This window comes from Streptomyces sp. AC558_RSS880 (assembly GCF_019049255.1).
GTDB lineage: Bacteria > Actinomycetota > Actinomycetes > Streptomycetales > Streptomycetaceae > Streptomyces.
Map to the genome: position 1 here is coordinate 86,284 of NZ_JAGMUJ010000031.1, position 14,272 is coordinate 100,555.

Here is a 14,272-nt window from a genome sequence, read left to right on the forward strand (position 1 = left end):
TTGACGGTGCAACCAACTGCCCGGTTTGTATTCCAACTGGCTCTGACCTGCGGTTGTTTGACGCCATAAGGTCTGCGGCTGATCACTTAACGAGCGTTTAAGGACGGCTTAAGTGGGCGGAGGCAGAACGGACCGACGCGGCCAGCGGCTCAGGATCACCGTGGACCTCCGCGATGTGCCGCCGGGTGCAGAGCGGTTGGGTGAGACAGAGATGTGGAGGTCGAGCCTCGGCAGGAGACGGGCCTGGGGGTGTCCGGCGACGCGTCGGCTCTCAGTCGACGGTCCCGTCCTCGCTTCCGGGTGCCTCGGAGGACGCTTCGGGACGTACGAACGTGCCCTTGATGGGGACGGTGATGACCAGCCCTCGGTCACGCAGGTCACGGACGGCTCGGCGGACGGTGTTGACGGCCACGCCGTACTGCTCCGCAAGGTCACGCTCGGCGGGAAGGCGCGCACCCGCTCGTAGCCGCCCCGCCCGGATCTGTTCCGCGATGTGGTGTACGACCTGCAGATACACGTAGACGTGACTCGTCGGGTCGGGTCTCCACTCACGCTCATCGGCCATGCCTGCACGCTAAAGCGAGGAAAAGCACCCCACCACGTACGGGTGCAACCATATGCTTCCTATTGCTACCTAACGCATCCTGATGCAAAGGTGTTGAGGTGAAACCCCGGCGGCCTGGCAGGGCCCCGGGGTGTGGTCAACGCTGAATCGGAGCGTCAACATGCATGACCTTATCCGCCGTATCGTCCGGTGGCTGGGCCTTCTCATCGGCCCCGGTACCGGAACCCACCGCGTGGGCGACTTCCGCCCCACGTACGCCACCGTCCGCCCCACCGACTTCGCCCGTCTCCCGCTCCACCGCTCCCCGTATTGCCTGCACCCCCCGCTCGACGGAGCGGAGTCCCGGCTCGTTCGCCCGTACCTCGTCGCCCAGGAGGCAGAACGGGCACGGCAGTGGCGTCGCCGGGGCACGCTTGTGCCGACCGTCGGCTTCGGGAGCGACTTCGATCAGCACGTCCTCGGCGCGGAGAGGGCGGCCGCGTGATGGAGTCGCCCCCTCGCTGAGGCTGCTTCCCTGGTCATCGCCGGACGGCAAACCTTGTTTCCTCGCCAACGGTGTCGAGGGCGGCCACGTCTCGCGGCTGGCCGACGAGACGGAGGCGCGGCAGTTGGCCGTCGGCCTGGAGATGCTCGGCTGTGCCCGACGGGTGCTGGACGACCCCCTGTCCCCGAACGTCGAGGTGCGCTACACCGCCGTCCGGCTCGCCGAGTGTCTGGCTGACGCACTGCGCATCGCGGAGTCCCGGGGCCGGCGCCTGCCCTCGTCGGACGCGCATGACACTGAAAGCGCCGTCAGCAGTGGGACCGGCGACTGTGCCCCGGGGGTGTGCTCATGAGTCCCCGGGTTGTGCGGTGGGCCGGTATCGAACGCCTCACCCGGGTCATCGAGGCGGGCTATCGTCGCAGGCGCGGTGCGCCGAAGGAGTACACCCGGTCATGACCGAGCGGAACCCCAAGGCGCTGCGAGCCGCCATCGTTCAGCACGCTCCCCAGTTCCTTCCGGACTTCGACGAGCACTGGAAGTGGGCCGTCGCGGACGCGTACGACATCAGCACGGTGCCCGCGTTCATGGCCCGCTGGTGGGGCGAGTACGCGGTTGCACGAGATCCGGAACTCGACGCCCACATGGCCGATCTCCACCACCGCGCGACAGAGTCCACCGACATCGCCGAGGCCAAAGCGCTCCTGGAAGAGGCCTCCCACATCCGGCATGAGGTGCAGCGACTGGAGCCTGGTCAGTGACCGGCGACGGGTTCATGGGACCGCCGTGGCGGATGGACTGGACACTCAAGGCCCAAGCGGTTCGCGACACCCTGCCTGAGCATGTGCGGAAGACGGTCGACGCCGTGCGCGCTGAACTCGTCACGGCGAAGGACCCGTACTTCCGGGGCATCGACACGGATGCGGACCTTCCCGACAGCATGAAGGTCCGGCCGATCCAGTCCAGATGGCTGCGATCTTGGATCCCCTCATTGTGGCTGCCGTAAATTATCTCGCCAGCTGACATTTGCTCGATTATCGCCACCAGTCTTTTGTGGCGAGGGGGGTTTATTTGGGTCGATAGCAGGCTGACACGACCGTTACCTCGATAAGTGATGGGTCGTCGCCGTACTTCCTCTCGTCGAGCAGTCGCAAATCCACCGAGTATTCCTTCCCCTTGGACTCGGCGACGATTTGTGGGGTCTTTGCGCGACTACCGTCCACGCCATCCTTAACGATCTTCCAGCCGTCCTTGGGAAGGCCTTCGCGGAGGCGGTCCATGGCTTCTTCCAAGGACGGCACCGGGACCTGATAGACACTCCACGGATGGCGTGCGCGGTAAACTTCCTCGTCCGAGTCGTAATCAGTGCACCGCACCGTCATGGCGCGGGTGTCCGTCATCTTCCCCTTGAGTGCCATTATTTCCAGAATTCGACTGGATGTCTGCTCAACCTCTGCCTTCACTTCTTCCCCGTCGCGTACTTTCACGTCTGAGTCACTTCCCTGTGAGCAGGCGGCCAGCATTGCGCAGGCTGCGACAGCATACGCAAATTTCAAAATTTGCTTATTCAAGTTCAACCCTATGGTATTTTCCAGTGATCACGGCAGCCTGATTGCGGAGGCTCAGAGAACCTTCATCCCAGAAACCGCTGTGTCCGTCCGAGTCGCTTCTCATGATATTCCCGCCGAACGATTCATCGGTGGGAATGGTCAAATTGTCGCCGAGTCCCACCAGTCGACCACCTTGACGAACGAACTGGTCATCCCCAGGACCGCCCATCGCCCACACGTGGTCCGCACCTGCACCCAGATCGGCCGCATGGTCAGCTTGGACGCCAGGGCTTCCGGCGAAGACGTAGTCGTCAACGGCCTCGAGGTCCTTCCAGCTTCCGGACTGCGCCGAGACGCCAACGACCGTGCTTCCGTAACTGTGCCCGATAACCGTGGTGTGAGGAGGGGCGCTTCCGGAGGCGTTCGCGTGGGCCTCCCTATTTCCCTGGAGGAAGTCGTAAAGGCGCGGACCACCCTCCTCCGCATACTTGCCGCTACTTGCCTGCGGGACAATGCTGTCAGGAGCGTTGTAGTCGAGCCAGGTGATCGTGGAGATGTTCTGGTTGGGTGAGAGCTTGGTGCTCTCATTCCATAGTTTCTCCCCGCGGCCGAGGTCCCCATGGTCGTCGCCTTCCCCGATCTTTTCGAGGCCGGCGTGGGTGCCGGGAACGTAGACAGCCACATGGTCCGCCTTGTCCGGATCGCCGTTGGCGAGGATGACCTTTCCGTCGCCCAGCCCTGTAGTGTCGAATCCAAGCAGATATGCCTCGGGCAGGCCATCTACGCCTGTCCGGTCGAAACGGTCCTGAACGTACCCCATGCCTTTGAGGGACTGGTTCAGTTGGGCGTAGCGGTCCCCGTACTCTCTGTGCCACTCCATCCACTCGTCAGTGTGCACCTTGGACGGGTACGGGCCCGAGGTGATCCATGTCCACTCATTGGTGGGAGCCTTAGGTATCGAGTCCAGCTCCATTTGAAGTTTTGCGCGTGTTTCGCTGAACACGATGCGGTTGGCTTCGTCCCGGACTGCGGATGGCAGCCCGTTGAGCTCACCTACAGCCTTGGGATCGGTAGACATCCATGCAGCCTGCTCCTCCGCGCTGAGCTTTTTCCACCACTCAGCGTTCTCCTGGGGGGTTCCGTCCTTGGGTGGCTGCGGAAGCGAGTCGAGGTACTTCTTGCCGGCCTCGCTCACGCCCTTCGTGTCGGAGGACGTGTCGGCCCAGTCCGCGTCGGAGACGGTGAGGTCGTCGTCCGCCTTCAGAGCCCGCAGTTTCGGTGCCCACTTCTCGTCGGCTTCCGTCGCGGCCTTGAGGGCGCCGGCGATCAGGTCGGCGCAGTCCTGCGCGAGGCGGTGGTTGGGGTTGGGGTCGAAGTTGGCCGCCTGGCGGCCGACCGCGGAGGCCGTGCCGTCCGTCAGGCCGCTCACCTTGCCTCCCGCGGGGGTCTTGCCGTCCTCGGACTTCTCCCCGCCCGCCGGGTAGGTGACCGAGCCGTCGGTGTTCACGGTGAGGTTCGCCGCCTTGGCGTTCTCAAGGGCGAGGTCGAGTTTCTTTTTGGCCGCTTCCAGCTCGTACGAGAACGCTTCGAGGGCGGTACTGATGAGACCGCACTGGGCCTGGATGTAGTGGAAGTTCTGGCCGAGCAGCCTCACCTGCTTGTTCGCCGCTGTCGCGGCCTTGCCCTTCAGGCTGTTCTTCATGGCCACGGCGATCTGGTTCTCGACGCGGTCTTTGACCTCACTCGCCATCTTCGCGGTGCTGCGGTAGCCGTCGGCCGCTTCGGAGTACTCGGCAGGCTTGAGTGCTTTGAGCGTCGCGAGATCCATGACGTCTCGTCACCGCCCCTTGGCCTGGCCGCCGACGGCCGGTGTGTCCGCGTACGTCACTTCAAGTGCGGTGACCTGGGCCTCGACCGACTTGTCCGTCTCGGATTGGTCCTTGCCTGCTTTCACCAGGAGGCCGGAGAGCTTTCCGCAGCGCTCGCTGACGTTCTTGATGTAGGTCTCCCAGGAGGCGTGGACGTCCTTCTGAGCCGCCGCGACCAGACAGCCAGAGTCGCTGCCGAGGCCCGTCTGGCCGTCCTTCAGCTTCGCCGTCGCCTTAATGATGTCCTCACGCAGCGAGCCGATGTCCGTACCGGCCTTCGTCCAGGCCGACCGGTTCGAGATGAGATCGGCAGCACCGCCACCACCCCGGTCGGCGGGCAGCTGGTTGATCTGCATCTGTGTGGTGTGCCGCTCGGCCGCTGAGGCCTTCAGCTGCTCCCATTCGTCCCACGCCATGCGTGGACCTCCCCCTGCCGTACGCCGCCGAGCTGATGTGAGCGTGCGATCGCTGTGTCGTCGTGATCAGCACGGACGGTAGCGGGGCATCGCCTTCCGCCTCATCCGTATCGGCCACCAGGGCGTTTGAGTAGGTGTACTCAGACGGGATTCGGCCACTGGGTGGGCGGGATGCGACGCCCGGCCCGGGACGCTCGGGCAGCGGATCTCGCTTCGTCCGGTACTCGGGTGGCCGTCGGCGTTACCGGAATGATTTATGAGTACGCGCGCTCATGATCGGGCGGAGGGCCGGTTTCTACCGTGGCCCGCATGGATACGGATGTGGTTCCTGCTGGTACCCCGGCCGCGAAGGAATCGGGGTGCTTCATCGGCTGTGCCATCGCGCTGTTGCTCTTTCTCGGCCTGCTCGCCTGGGGCGCCTGGGCGCTGGACGAGTTCGAGAAGGGACTGGACGGGTCCGGCCAGTTGGAGCAGGCCGGGGCCTCCGGCGACAAGTGGGATCCGCTCGGCCCCGGTGCGACCGCCCGGTACGAGGACGGTCTGAAGGTCACGGTCAGCCCTCCGCGACGGGAGCCCGACGGCACGTACGGCTTGACGGTCACCTATGAGAACGACACCGACGAGGAGGTGTCGTTCGGCGGTACGTGCGAGACGCTCGAGGTCCGGGAGGGCGAGCCCGTGGACGACCTCGTCGGCCACGACCTGACATGGCTGAACCGGAGGGAGTGCGACTCCGCCCTCGCCCGGCCTCTCGGCGCGGACGAGACACGCGGCGTCCCGGTCCGTGTCGAGCCGAGCAGACGGGGGGTCCCGGTCACCGTGGAGGTCGGCTGGCCCTACGGCACGTCTCGTGACGCGGCGTACTTCCGGCTCGACCTGGGCTGACCGGGCCGGCCGCTACAGCGTCTTCGCGTAGCAGCGGCTCTCCTCGTGGAAGCGGTAGTAGCCGAACTTCTCGCAGGGTTCGTAGCCGCTGGAGGTGTACAGGGCGATGGCCTCCGGCTGCTTCGTGCCGGTCTCCAGGACCATGCGGACGCGGCCGGCCGCGCGGGCGTCCTCCTCCAGGGCGGCCAGGACGCGGCGGGCCAGGCCCCGGCCGCGCATCTGCTCGATCACGTACATGCGCTTCAGCTCGGCGTCGCCGTCCCGGTTGCCCTCGCCGTTGGCGTCCTGGGCGCGCCAGCCGCCGGAGGCCACGGGGACGCCGGACTCGTCGTACGCGATCAGGTAGGTGCCGTTCGGGGGCCTGAAGTCCGCCGGGTCCATGGGGGTGGCGTCGCCGCCGTCGCCGTAGCGGACGTGGTACTCGGCCTGGACTTCGGCGTCCAGCTTCACGGCGTCGGGGTGGTCGTAGGGGACCCGGCGGATATCCATGCCGAATACCGTAAAACACGCCCGCACCTGGAGTGCCGTATCGTGCCCTGATGCTCACTGTGACCTCCGTCAACGTCAATGGACTGCGGGCCGCCGCCAAGAAGGGCTTCGTGGAGTGGCTGGCCGGGACCTCCGCCGATGTGCTGTGCCTGCAGGAGGTGCGGGCGGAGGCGAAGCAGCTGCCGGAGCAGGTGCGGGAGCCCGAGGGGTGGCATGTCGTGCACGCGCCCGCCGCCGCCAAGGGGCGTGCGGGGGTGTCCCTGTACTCCCGACGTGAGCCCGAGCGCGTTCAGGTGGGGTTCGGGTCGGACGAGTTCGATGACAGCGGGCGGTATGCGGAGGTCGATCTGCCCGGGGTGACCGTCGCCTCGCTCTATCTGCCGTCCGGGGAGGTCGGGACCGAGCGGCAGGAGGAGAAGGTCCGGTTCATGGACCAGTTCCTCGTCCATCTCAAGGGGCTGCGGGAGCGGGCCGCCGCCGAGGGGCGGGAGGTCGTCGTGTGCGGGGACTGGAACATCGCCCACGAGAAGGCCGACCTGAAGAACTGGCGCGGGAACACCAAGAGTTCCGGGTTCCTGCCGGAGGAGCGGGAGTGGCTGTCCCGGGTGCTCGATCCGGCGGACGGCGGGTACGTCGACGTCGTGCGGGCGTTGCACCCGGACGTGGACGGGCCGTACACCTGGTGGTCGTACCGGGGGCGGGCCTTCGACAACGACACCGGATGGAGGATCGACTACCACATGGCGACCCCGGGGCTCGCGGGACGGGCGGTCACCGCTCGCGTCGAGCGCGCCGCCACACACGCCGAGCGGTGGTCGGACCACGCGCCGGTGACGGTGGTCTACGAGGGGGTTCCCGCCGGGGCGGGCTGATGCCGGCGTGCCGGGGGCGCCGGTGCGTGCGGCGGGAGCACGGCCGGATTGACCCATGGATCGGGCACCGGAATGAACTCTGTCGGGGGTCCTTCACGACCGTAGCGTCGTGTTCATGACGAACGAGAGCACCACCACCGACAGCACCCGCGTCGACTTCGCCAAGGCGGCGCCCAAGGCGTTCAAGGCGCTCATCTCCTTCGACGCGGCGGCCCGCGAGGGCCTGGACCCGGCGCTCGTCGAACTGGTCCAGATCCGCTCCTCACAGCTCAACGGCTGCGCGTACTGCCTGCACATGCACACCTCCGACGCCCGCAAGGCGGGGGAGAGCGAGGAGCGGCTGCACATGATCTCCGTGTGGCGGGAGGCGAGGAACTTCTTCACGGAGCCCGAGCAGGCCGCGCTCGAACTCGCCGAAGCGGTCACCCTCGTCTCCGACGGCGGGGTGCCCGACGCGGTCTACCGCCGTGCGGCCGCCCAGTTCGCCGATGACGAACTGGCCCGCCTGCTCGCCCTGATCCTCACCATCAACACCTGGAACCGCATCGCCCTGAGCACGGCCAAGGCGCCGGGCACCGACCAGCGGGGAGCCCGTCGGTGAGCACCGGTACGCGACCGGGTGCCGCCGGCGGGCCGCGGAGGCCGGCCCGCGGATCGGCTCAGCCCCCGGCTTCACCGCTCAGGGCCTGGAGCGGGTGGTGAGCGCGTACGCGGTGGTCTTCGGCGGGGCCCGCCGCATGATCGCCCTCGGCCTGGCCCCTTGTCGCGGGTCCGCCCGTCCTGCCCGCCCCCGCGGCCGTCAGTCCTCGTCGGGCGGTGGGGGCAGGATGCGGCAGAGGGCGTCGAGCGCCGCCCCGAAACCGTGGTCGGGGGGTGCGGCGTAGCCGACGACCAGGCCGTCGTGCGCGGGCATGGTGGCGGCCGGGTGCCGGAAGTCGGCGAGCCCGTCCACGGCGACGCGCTGCCAGGCCGCGGCCTTGGTCACCGACCGTTCGCTGCCGGGCGGAAGGCTCAGCACCGCGTGCAGTCCGGCGGCGATGCCGGTGGGCACGACGTGCGGCGCCCGGCGGGCGAGAAGGGCGACCAGACGGTCCCTGCGGTCCCGGTAGCGTTGCCGGGTCCGGCGGATGTGCCGGTCGTAGTGGCCCGACTCGATGAGGTCGGCGAATGTCAGCTGGTCCATGACACCGGCCCACGCCTCGCGCTCGCCCTTGGCGCGCAGCACGGGCTCCACCAGGTGGTCCGGCAGCACCATCCACCCCAGCCGCAGCGCGGGGGAGAGGCTCTTGCTGAGCGAGCCGAGGTACACGACGCGCTGCGGATCGAGTCCCTGGACGGCACCCACCGGTTCCCGGTCGTAGCGGAACTCCCCGTCGTAGTCGTCCTCCAGCAGCACGCCCCCGCTCCCGCGCGCCCAGTCCACCGCTGCGGCCCGCCGCTCGGGGTGGAGCGGTCCTCCGGTGGGGAACTGGTGGGCGGGGGTGAGCAGCGCCGCCCGTACGCCCTTCAGCGCGAACAGCTCCGTGGTGCGCGCCCCCTGCTCGTCCAGTGTCAGGGGCACGGTCCGCACCTGCGCGGCCTCCAGGACCGACCGGTGGAACGGCAGCCCGTAGGACTCCACGGCCAGGGGGCCGCGCAGTACCTTCCCGCCGAAGAGCAGCCTCAGGGCGTGCGCGACACCGGAGCACACGACGATCGTCTCGGGGCTGGTGCGCACGCCCCGCACGCGGGAGAGGTACGCGGCGAGGGCACGCCGCAGCTCGGGCCGTCCGCGGGGATCACCGGGCCCGAACGCCTCGCTGGGCGCCGCGTTCAGTGCCCGCCGTGCGGCGGCCAGCCAGGCCGTACGGGGGAAGGAGGCGGCATCCGGCAGGCCTTGCCGCAGGTTGTGGGCGGGCGGCTCCGGGCGGGCCGGCACCGGCTTGGGGACGCGCGGGGAAGCGGCCGGTCTCGCCCTGGGCGCCACCCGGGTCCCCGACCCCTGGCGGGCGATCAGCCAGCCCTCGGCGACGAGTTCGGCGTAGGTCTCGGCGACGGTGTTGCGGGCCAGCCCGAGGTCGGCGGCGAGCGACCGGTAAGGAGGGAGCCGGGTGCCCGGTGCCAGCCGGCCCTCCGCTATCGCCTCGCGCAGCGCGCGACCGAGTACGGCGCGACGGCTGCCGCCTTTGGCCGTGTCCAGGTCCAGGTGGAGGTCACTGCCGATGCGCTCGGCCGGATTGACCCATGAATCAGCCATGGGAATGCACCCTACGCGGGGTCTTTCGCGTACATAGCGTGGTGGTCACGAGGAACGGGGCCCGGCGCGAGACCGGGGGCCGAAGACGGCCCGGGGCAACCCGTGCGGGTCCGCTCCTCGCAGTCGTACCGACCCGACCCGACCACGCCCGAGGAGAACCCCGTGAACGCGTCCACCCACCCCGTTCTCGTCCGTGCCGATTCCGCCGAGACGTTGCAGGACGGGGCCACCAGCCTCATCACCCTGCTCGCCGACTCCGATCGGACCCAGGGGGCGCTGACGGCCAACCGGGCCACCCTGCACAAGGGTTCCCCGGGCGCCCCCGCCCACTTCCACACCAGGGCGACCGAGATGTTCTTCGTGCTCGGCGGCAGCCTGCGGGTGCTGCTCGGTGACCGGATCGTCACCCTGGAGCAGGGCGACTTCGTGACGGTGCCGCCGCGCCTGCCGCACGCCTTCGCCCCGGCCCGGGGTGAGGAGGCCGACGTCCTGGTCGCCTTCACCCCCGGTATGGACCGCTTCGACTACTACCGTCTGCTGGAGCGCGTGTACCGGGGGGAGGCCACCGTCGAGGACATCAAGGCCAGTTCCGAGCGGTACGACAACCACTACTACGCCAGCCCTCTCTGGCAGGCGGAGCTCGCCGACGACTGACCGGTCGCGGAGCCGGGCCCGCCTGCGCCGCCGGCGGGACGCGTCGCCGACAGGACGCGTCGCCGGCAGGACGCGTCGACGAGCGGTGCGGGCACGACTCCCCGACCGCCGGCGGCGGTCAGTCCCGTTTGCGCAGCCTGCGGTCCAGCGCCAGGGACAGTTCCGCGTCCACCACGCTGCGGGCCAGCGGGCGCAGGCGGTGGAGGGCCTCCTCCGGGGCGTGGCGGAGGATCAGGCCGGCGAAGAGGTCGGCCAGCGCGTCGGCGTGGACGCGGGCCTCCGCGCCGGTGCGGAGCACCTCCCCGAGCGGGATGCCCTCGCGGACCAGGGCCGACGACACGTCCAGCAGGCGCCGGCTGATGTGGACGATCTCCTCGCCGTCGACGCCGAGGTAGCCGAGGTCCAGTGCGGCGGCCAGGTTCTCCGGGGTGACCTCCCCGGAGAAGTGGTCGGCGAGTTCCTCGGGGGTGAGGCGGACCGGGGTCTCCTCGGTGGGGGTGTCCATGCCGAGGAGTTCGCCGACGTCGCGGCCGTGGTCGAAGGCCTCGGCGAGTTCCGCTATGCCGTTCAGGGTGTGGCCGCGTTCCAGGAGCGCCGTGATCGTGCGCAGCCGGGCCAGGTGGTGGTCGTCGTACCAGGCGATGCGGCCCTCGCGACGCGGTGGCGGGATCAGCTTGCGCTCGCGGTAGAAGCGCAGCGTGCGCACCGTGATGCCGGCCAGCCGGGCCAGCTCGTCCATGCGGTACTCGCGCCGCTCACCGGGTACTTCGCTGTCTTCTGCCACGTCTGAAGCCTAGGACGTACCGGCGGTAACTTTCCTCGCGCGCCCCCTACCCATCAGTAGGGAGCTGCTCTACGCTCCCCATTGCGCCAGTGTTCACTGGCGGAGTTCTGAGCGATGCGTGGAGGCTTCGGGATGGCCGAGCACGAGCACGAGCACGAACATGTACGAGTGGCGGTGGTCGGGTCCGGATTCGGCGGGCTCGGGGCCGCCGTGCGGCTGCGGCGCGAGGGGATCACCGACTTCGTCGTCCTGGAGCGGGCGAGCAGTGTCGGCGGCACCTGGCGCGACAACAGCTATCCCGGGTGCGCGTGCGACGTGCCGTCGCACCTGTACTCGTTCTCCTTCGCGCCCAATCCCGACTGGCCCCGCTCCTTCTCCGGGCAGCGGCACATCCGCGCCTACCTGGAGCACGTCACCGACGTCTTCGGCCTGCGGCCCCACATCCGCTTCGACTCGGAGGTGAAGCGGATGGTGTGGGACGGCGAGCGGATGCGGTGGGAGATCGAGACGAGCAGCGGTCACCTCAGCGCGGACGTGGTCGTCTCCGCCACCGGGCCGTTGTCCGAGCCCAAGCTCCCGGACATCCCCGGACTCGACACCTTCCCCGGCAAGGTGTTCCACTCCGCCCGGTGGGACCACGACTACGACCTGCGCGGCAAGCGGGTCGCCGTGGTCGGCACCGGCGCCTCGGCGATCCAGATCGTGCCGGCCGTCCAGCCGCTCGTCTCGCGGCTCACCCTCTTCCAGCGCACCCCCGCCTGGGTCCTGCCCCGCGTCGACCGGCCCATCAGCGGCGCCGAGCGCGCCCTGCACCGGGCGCTGCCCGTCACCACCAAGCTGCGCCGCGGACTGCTCTGGGGCATCAGGGAGCTGCAGGTCCAGGCGTTCACCAAGCACCCCGGCGAGCTCGGCTTCGTCGAGCAGCTGGCCAAGCGCAACATGGGCCGCGCCATCAAGGACCCGGCCCTGCGTGCCAGGCTCACCCCCGACTACCGCATCGGCTGCAAGCGGATCCTGCTGTCGAGCACGTACTATCCGGCGCTCGCGCAGCCCAACGTCGACGTCGTCGCGAGCGGGCTGAGCGAGGTGCGCGGGTCGACCGTCGTCGGCGCCGACGGGACCGAGGCCGAGGTCGACGCGATCGTCTTCGGGACCGGGTTCCACGTCACCGACATGCCCATCGCCGAGCGGGTCGTCGGCGCGGAGGGCAAGACCCTCGCCGAGAGCTGGGCGGGCGGCATGCAGGCGCTGCGCGGGGCGGCCGCCGCCGGGTTCCCCAACTGGATGACGATCATCGGGCCCAACACCGGCCTCGGGAACTCCTCCATGATCCTCATGATCGAGTCCCAGCTGAACTACCTGGCCGACTACCTGCGCCAGCTGGACGTCCTCGGTGGCCGGGTCGCCCTCGACGCCCGCCCGAGTGCCGTACGGGCCTGGAACCACCGGGTGCAGGAGCGGATGAAGCGCACGGTGTGGAACACCGGCGGCTGCACCAGCTGGTACCTCGACGAGAGCGGGCGCAACACCACCATCTGGCCCGGTACGACGAGTGAGTTCCGGCGGGAGACCCGGCGGGTCGACCTCGCCGAGTACGCCGTGCTCCGCAGCGTCCCGACCGCGGCGGAGGGCACCCGGGAGAACGCCGAGGTGACCGCGTGAGCCGCATCGCCCACGTCGTCTCCGGGCCGTACGCCCCGCCCGCCGCCGCCCGTGAGCTGACCGCCCGCTCCGCCGACGGCGCCCGGCTGCACGTCGAGGTGCACGGCCCCGAACGGGCGCCCGCGGTCGTCCTCGCCCACGGCTGGACCTGCTCGACCGCCTTCTGGGCGGCGCAGATACGCCAACTGGCCGCCGACCACCGGGTCATCGCCTACGACCAGCGCGGCCACGGACGCACCCCCGCGAGCCCGGTGTGCAGCACCGACGCGCTCGCCGACGATCTCGAGGCCGTCCTCGCCGCCACCCTCGCGCCGGGGGAACGGGCCGTGGTCGCCGGGCACTCCATGGGCGGGATGACGGTGATGGCCGCCGCCACCAGGCCCGCGTTCCGCGAGCACGTGGCCGCCGTCCTGCTGTGCAGCACGGGCAGTTCGCGGCTGGTCACCGAGTCGACGGTGCTGCCGCTGCGGCCGGGGCGGGTGCGGGCCCGGCTGACCGGGCGCATCCTCGGCTCCCGGGCCCCGCTCGGACCGGTCACGCCGCTCGCCCGCCGGATCCTCAAGTACGCGACGATGGGCCCCGCTTCCGCCCCGGACATGGTGGAGGCGTGCGCCCGCATCGTGCACGCCTGCCCGCGCGCGGCGCGCCACGCCTGGTCGCACGTGCTCGACGGGCTCGATCTCGACCACTCCCTCGCGGAGTTGCGCGTACCGGTCGAGATCGTCGCCGGCGGCGCGGACCGGCTCACCCCGCCCGTGCACGCCCGGTCGATCGCCGCCGCGCTGCCTGACTGCCTCGGCGTCACCGAGCTCCCCGGGATCGGCCACATGACACCGGTCGAGGCGCCCGATCTGGTCACCGGGAAGATCCGGGCCCTGGCCGCCGCCCACATACCCGCCGTACCCGCCGTCGAGGAGAGCGCATGAGCAGGGTCAGTCTCGAAGGAAAGGTCGCCGTCGTCACCGGAGCGGCGCGCGGGGTGGGGGAGTTGCTGGCGCGCAAGCTCTCCGCGCGCGGGGTGCGGGTGGCGCTGGTCGGGCTGGAGCCGGACGCGCTGAAGGACGTTTCCGCGCGGCTGCACGGCGACAGCGACCACTGGTGCGCGGACGTCACCGACCACGAGGCGATGGCCCGGGTCGCCGGGGAGGTCCGGGAGCGGTTCGGCCGGGTCGACATCGTGGTCGCCAACGCCGGTGTGGCGACGGGCGGTCCGTTCGCCGACTCCGATCCGGAGTCCTGGCGGCGGGTGATAGAGGTGAACCTGATCGGATCGGCGGTCACCGCGCGGGCGTTCCTGCCGCTGCTCGTCGAGAGCCGGGGCTACCTGCTCCAGATCGCCTCCCTCGCGGCGATCACCCCGGCGCCGATGATGACGGCGTACTGCGCCTCCAAGTCCGGTGTGGAGGCGTACGCGCACGCGCTGCGGGCGGAAGTCGGGTACCGGGGCGTGAAGGTGGGCGTCGGGTATCTGTCGTGGACCGACACCGACATGGTGCGCGGGGCCGATCAGGACGACGTGATGCGGGAGTTGCGGCAGCGGCTGCCGTGGCCGGCCGACAAGACCTATCCGCTGGGGCCCGCGGTGGACCGGCTGGTGGCCGGCATCGAGCGGCGGGCGAGCCATGTGTACGGGCAGTGGTGGCTGCGCGGGATGCAGGGCGTGCGCGGGTATCTGCCCGCGGTCATCGGGACCGTGGGGCAACGGGAGATGCGGCGGTTCGGAGACCGGCTCGCGGGTGTCCGCACGGGGTTGGTCGGGGCGGGCGGCAACGCCGATGAACAGCACCGGAACACGGTCCGTGACTGATCG

General features: G+C 69.7%; 18 protein-coding genes. 11 read left to right on the top strand and 7 right to left on the bottom strand.

The annotated features are described in order from the left end of the window. Positions 1-271: 271 nt before the first annotated feature. Positions 272-565: a GntR family transcriptional regulator gene (locus tag KUM38_RS14290; RefSeq protein WP_030870227.1), complete on the bottom strand. Its 294-nt coding sequence runs from the start codon at positions 563-565 to the stop codon at positions 272-274. A 160-nt stretch (positions 566-725) separates the two neighbouring features. Between KUM38_RS14290 and KUM38_RS14295 the strand changes: the two genes are divergently transcribed. From KUM38_RS14295 to KUM38_RS14310, 4 genes are all read left to right on the top strand, one after another. Next, a complete protein-coding gene (locus KUM38_RS14295; RefSeq protein ID WP_217129732.1) occupies positions 726-1,049 on the top strand; it encodes a hypothetical protein in 324 nt (107 codons plus the stop codon). A 124-nt stretch (positions 1,050-1,173) separates the two neighbouring features. After that, positions 1,174-1,401, top strand: a complete 228-nt coding sequence (locus tag KUM38_RS41830; protein ID WP_254397155.1) for a hypothetical protein — start codon at positions 1,174-1,176, stop codon at positions 1,399-1,401. A gap of 100 nt (positions 1,402-1,501) precedes the next feature. After that, positions 1,502-1,807, top strand: coding sequence for a hypothetical protein (locus tag KUM38_RS14305; RefSeq protein WP_217129733.1), 306 nt, complete (start codon positions 1,502-1,504; stop codon positions 1,805-1,807). After that, positions 1,804-2,052, top strand: coding sequence for a hypothetical protein (locus tag KUM38_RS14310; RefSeq protein ID WP_308408968.1), 249 nt, complete (start codon positions 1,804-1,806; stop codon positions 2,050-2,052). The genes KUM38_RS14305 and KUM38_RS14310 overlap by 4 nt, the downstream gene beginning before the upstream one ends. Positions 2,053-2,113: 61 nt before the next feature. On the opposite strand, the gene KUM38_RS14315 is transcribed toward KUM38_RS14310, so the two are convergent. From KUM38_RS14315 to KUM38_RS14325, 3 genes are all read right to left on the bottom strand, one after another. After that, positions 2,114-2,533: a hypothetical protein gene (locus tag KUM38_RS14315; protein ID WP_217129734.1), complete on the bottom strand. Its 420-nt coding sequence runs from the start codon at positions 2,531-2,533 to the stop codon at positions 2,114-2,116. Between the two features lie 76 nt (positions 2,534-2,609). Beyond that, positions 2,610-4,424, bottom strand: coding sequence for an alpha/beta hydrolase (locus KUM38_RS14320; protein WP_217129735.1), 1,815 nt, complete (start codon positions 4,422-4,424; stop codon positions 2,610-2,612). A 9-nt stretch (positions 4,425-4,433) separates the two neighbouring features. Next, positions 4,434-4,880 (bottom strand): hypothetical protein, encoded by a 447-nt coding sequence (locus KUM38_RS14325; RefSeq protein WP_217129736.1) that lies wholly within the window; start codon positions 4,878-4,880, stop codon positions 4,434-4,436. Positions 4,881-5,189: 309 nt separating this feature from the next. Here KUM38_RS14325 and KUM38_RS14330 point away from each other — a divergent pair, with 309 nt between their 5' ends. Continuing rightward, entirely contained in the window at positions 5,190-5,765 is a 576-nt protein-coding gene (locus KUM38_RS14330) for a hypothetical protein (protein ID WP_254397156.1), read from the top strand. A gap of 12 nt (positions 5,766-5,777) precedes the next feature. Here KUM38_RS14330 and KUM38_RS14335 read toward each other — a convergent pair whose 3' ends face one another. Then, entirely contained in the window at positions 5,778-6,254 is a 477-nt protein-coding gene (locus KUM38_RS14335) for a GNAT family N-acetyltransferase (protein ID WP_217129737.1), read from the bottom strand. Between the two features lie 50 nt (positions 6,255-6,304). Between KUM38_RS14335 and KUM38_RS14340 the strand changes: the two genes are divergently transcribed. Continuing rightward, positions 6,305-7,126, top strand: coding sequence for an exodeoxyribonuclease III (locus tag KUM38_RS14340; protein ID WP_217129738.1), 822 nt, complete (start codon positions 6,305-6,307; stop codon positions 7,124-7,126). 115 nt (positions 7,127-7,241) lie between these two features. After that, positions 7,242-7,727, top strand: coding sequence for a carboxymuconolactone decarboxylase family protein (locus KUM38_RS14345; RefSeq protein WP_217129739.1), 486 nt, complete (start codon positions 7,242-7,244; stop codon positions 7,725-7,727). Between the two features lie 198 nt (positions 7,728-7,925). Here the strand turns inward: KUM38_RS14345 and KUM38_RS14350 are convergent, their stop codons facing one another. Then, positions 7,926-9,362, bottom strand: coding sequence for a PLP-dependent aminotransferase family protein (locus tag KUM38_RS14350; RefSeq protein ID WP_217129740.1), 1,437 nt, complete (start codon positions 9,360-9,362; stop codon positions 7,926-7,928). A 162-nt stretch (positions 9,363-9,524) separates the two neighbouring features. On the opposite strand from KUM38_RS14350, the gene KUM38_RS14355 reads away from it, so the two are divergent. Beyond that, positions 9,525-10,016 (top strand): cupin domain-containing protein, encoded by a 492-nt coding sequence (locus KUM38_RS14355; RefSeq protein ID WP_217129741.1) that lies wholly within the window; start codon positions 9,525-9,527, stop codon positions 10,014-10,016. 118 nt (positions 10,017-10,134) lie between these two features. On the opposite strand, the gene KUM38_RS14360 is transcribed toward KUM38_RS14355, so the two are convergent. Continuing rightward, positions 10,135-10,755, bottom strand: a complete 621-nt coding sequence (locus KUM38_RS14360; protein ID WP_217129886.1) for a MerR family transcriptional regulator — start codon at positions 10,753-10,755, stop codon at positions 10,135-10,137. A gap of 177 nt (positions 10,756-10,932) precedes the next feature. Between KUM38_RS14360 and KUM38_RS14365 the strand changes: the two genes are divergently transcribed. From KUM38_RS14365 to KUM38_RS14375, 3 genes are read left to right on the top strand one after another with little or no spacing between them, the layout of a single operon-like run. Continuing rightward, entirely contained in the window at positions 10,933-12,462 is a 1,530-nt protein-coding gene (locus tag KUM38_RS14365) for an NAD(P)/FAD-dependent oxidoreductase (RefSeq protein ID WP_217129742.1), read from the top strand. Next, positions 12,459-13,388 (top strand): alpha/beta fold hydrolase, encoded by a 930-nt coding sequence (locus KUM38_RS14370; RefSeq protein ID WP_217129743.1) that lies wholly within the window; start codon positions 12,459-12,461, stop codon positions 13,386-13,388. Before KUM38_RS14365 ends, KUM38_RS14370 begins: the two co-directional genes overlap by 4 nt. Beyond that, complete coding sequence (locus KUM38_RS14375) at positions 13,385-14,269, top strand: SDR family oxidoreductase (protein WP_217129744.1); 885 nt, start codon at positions 13,385-13,387, stop codon at positions 14,267-14,269. Before KUM38_RS14370 ends, KUM38_RS14375 begins: the two co-directional genes overlap by 4 nt. Positions 14,270-14,272 lie beyond the last annotated feature (3 nt).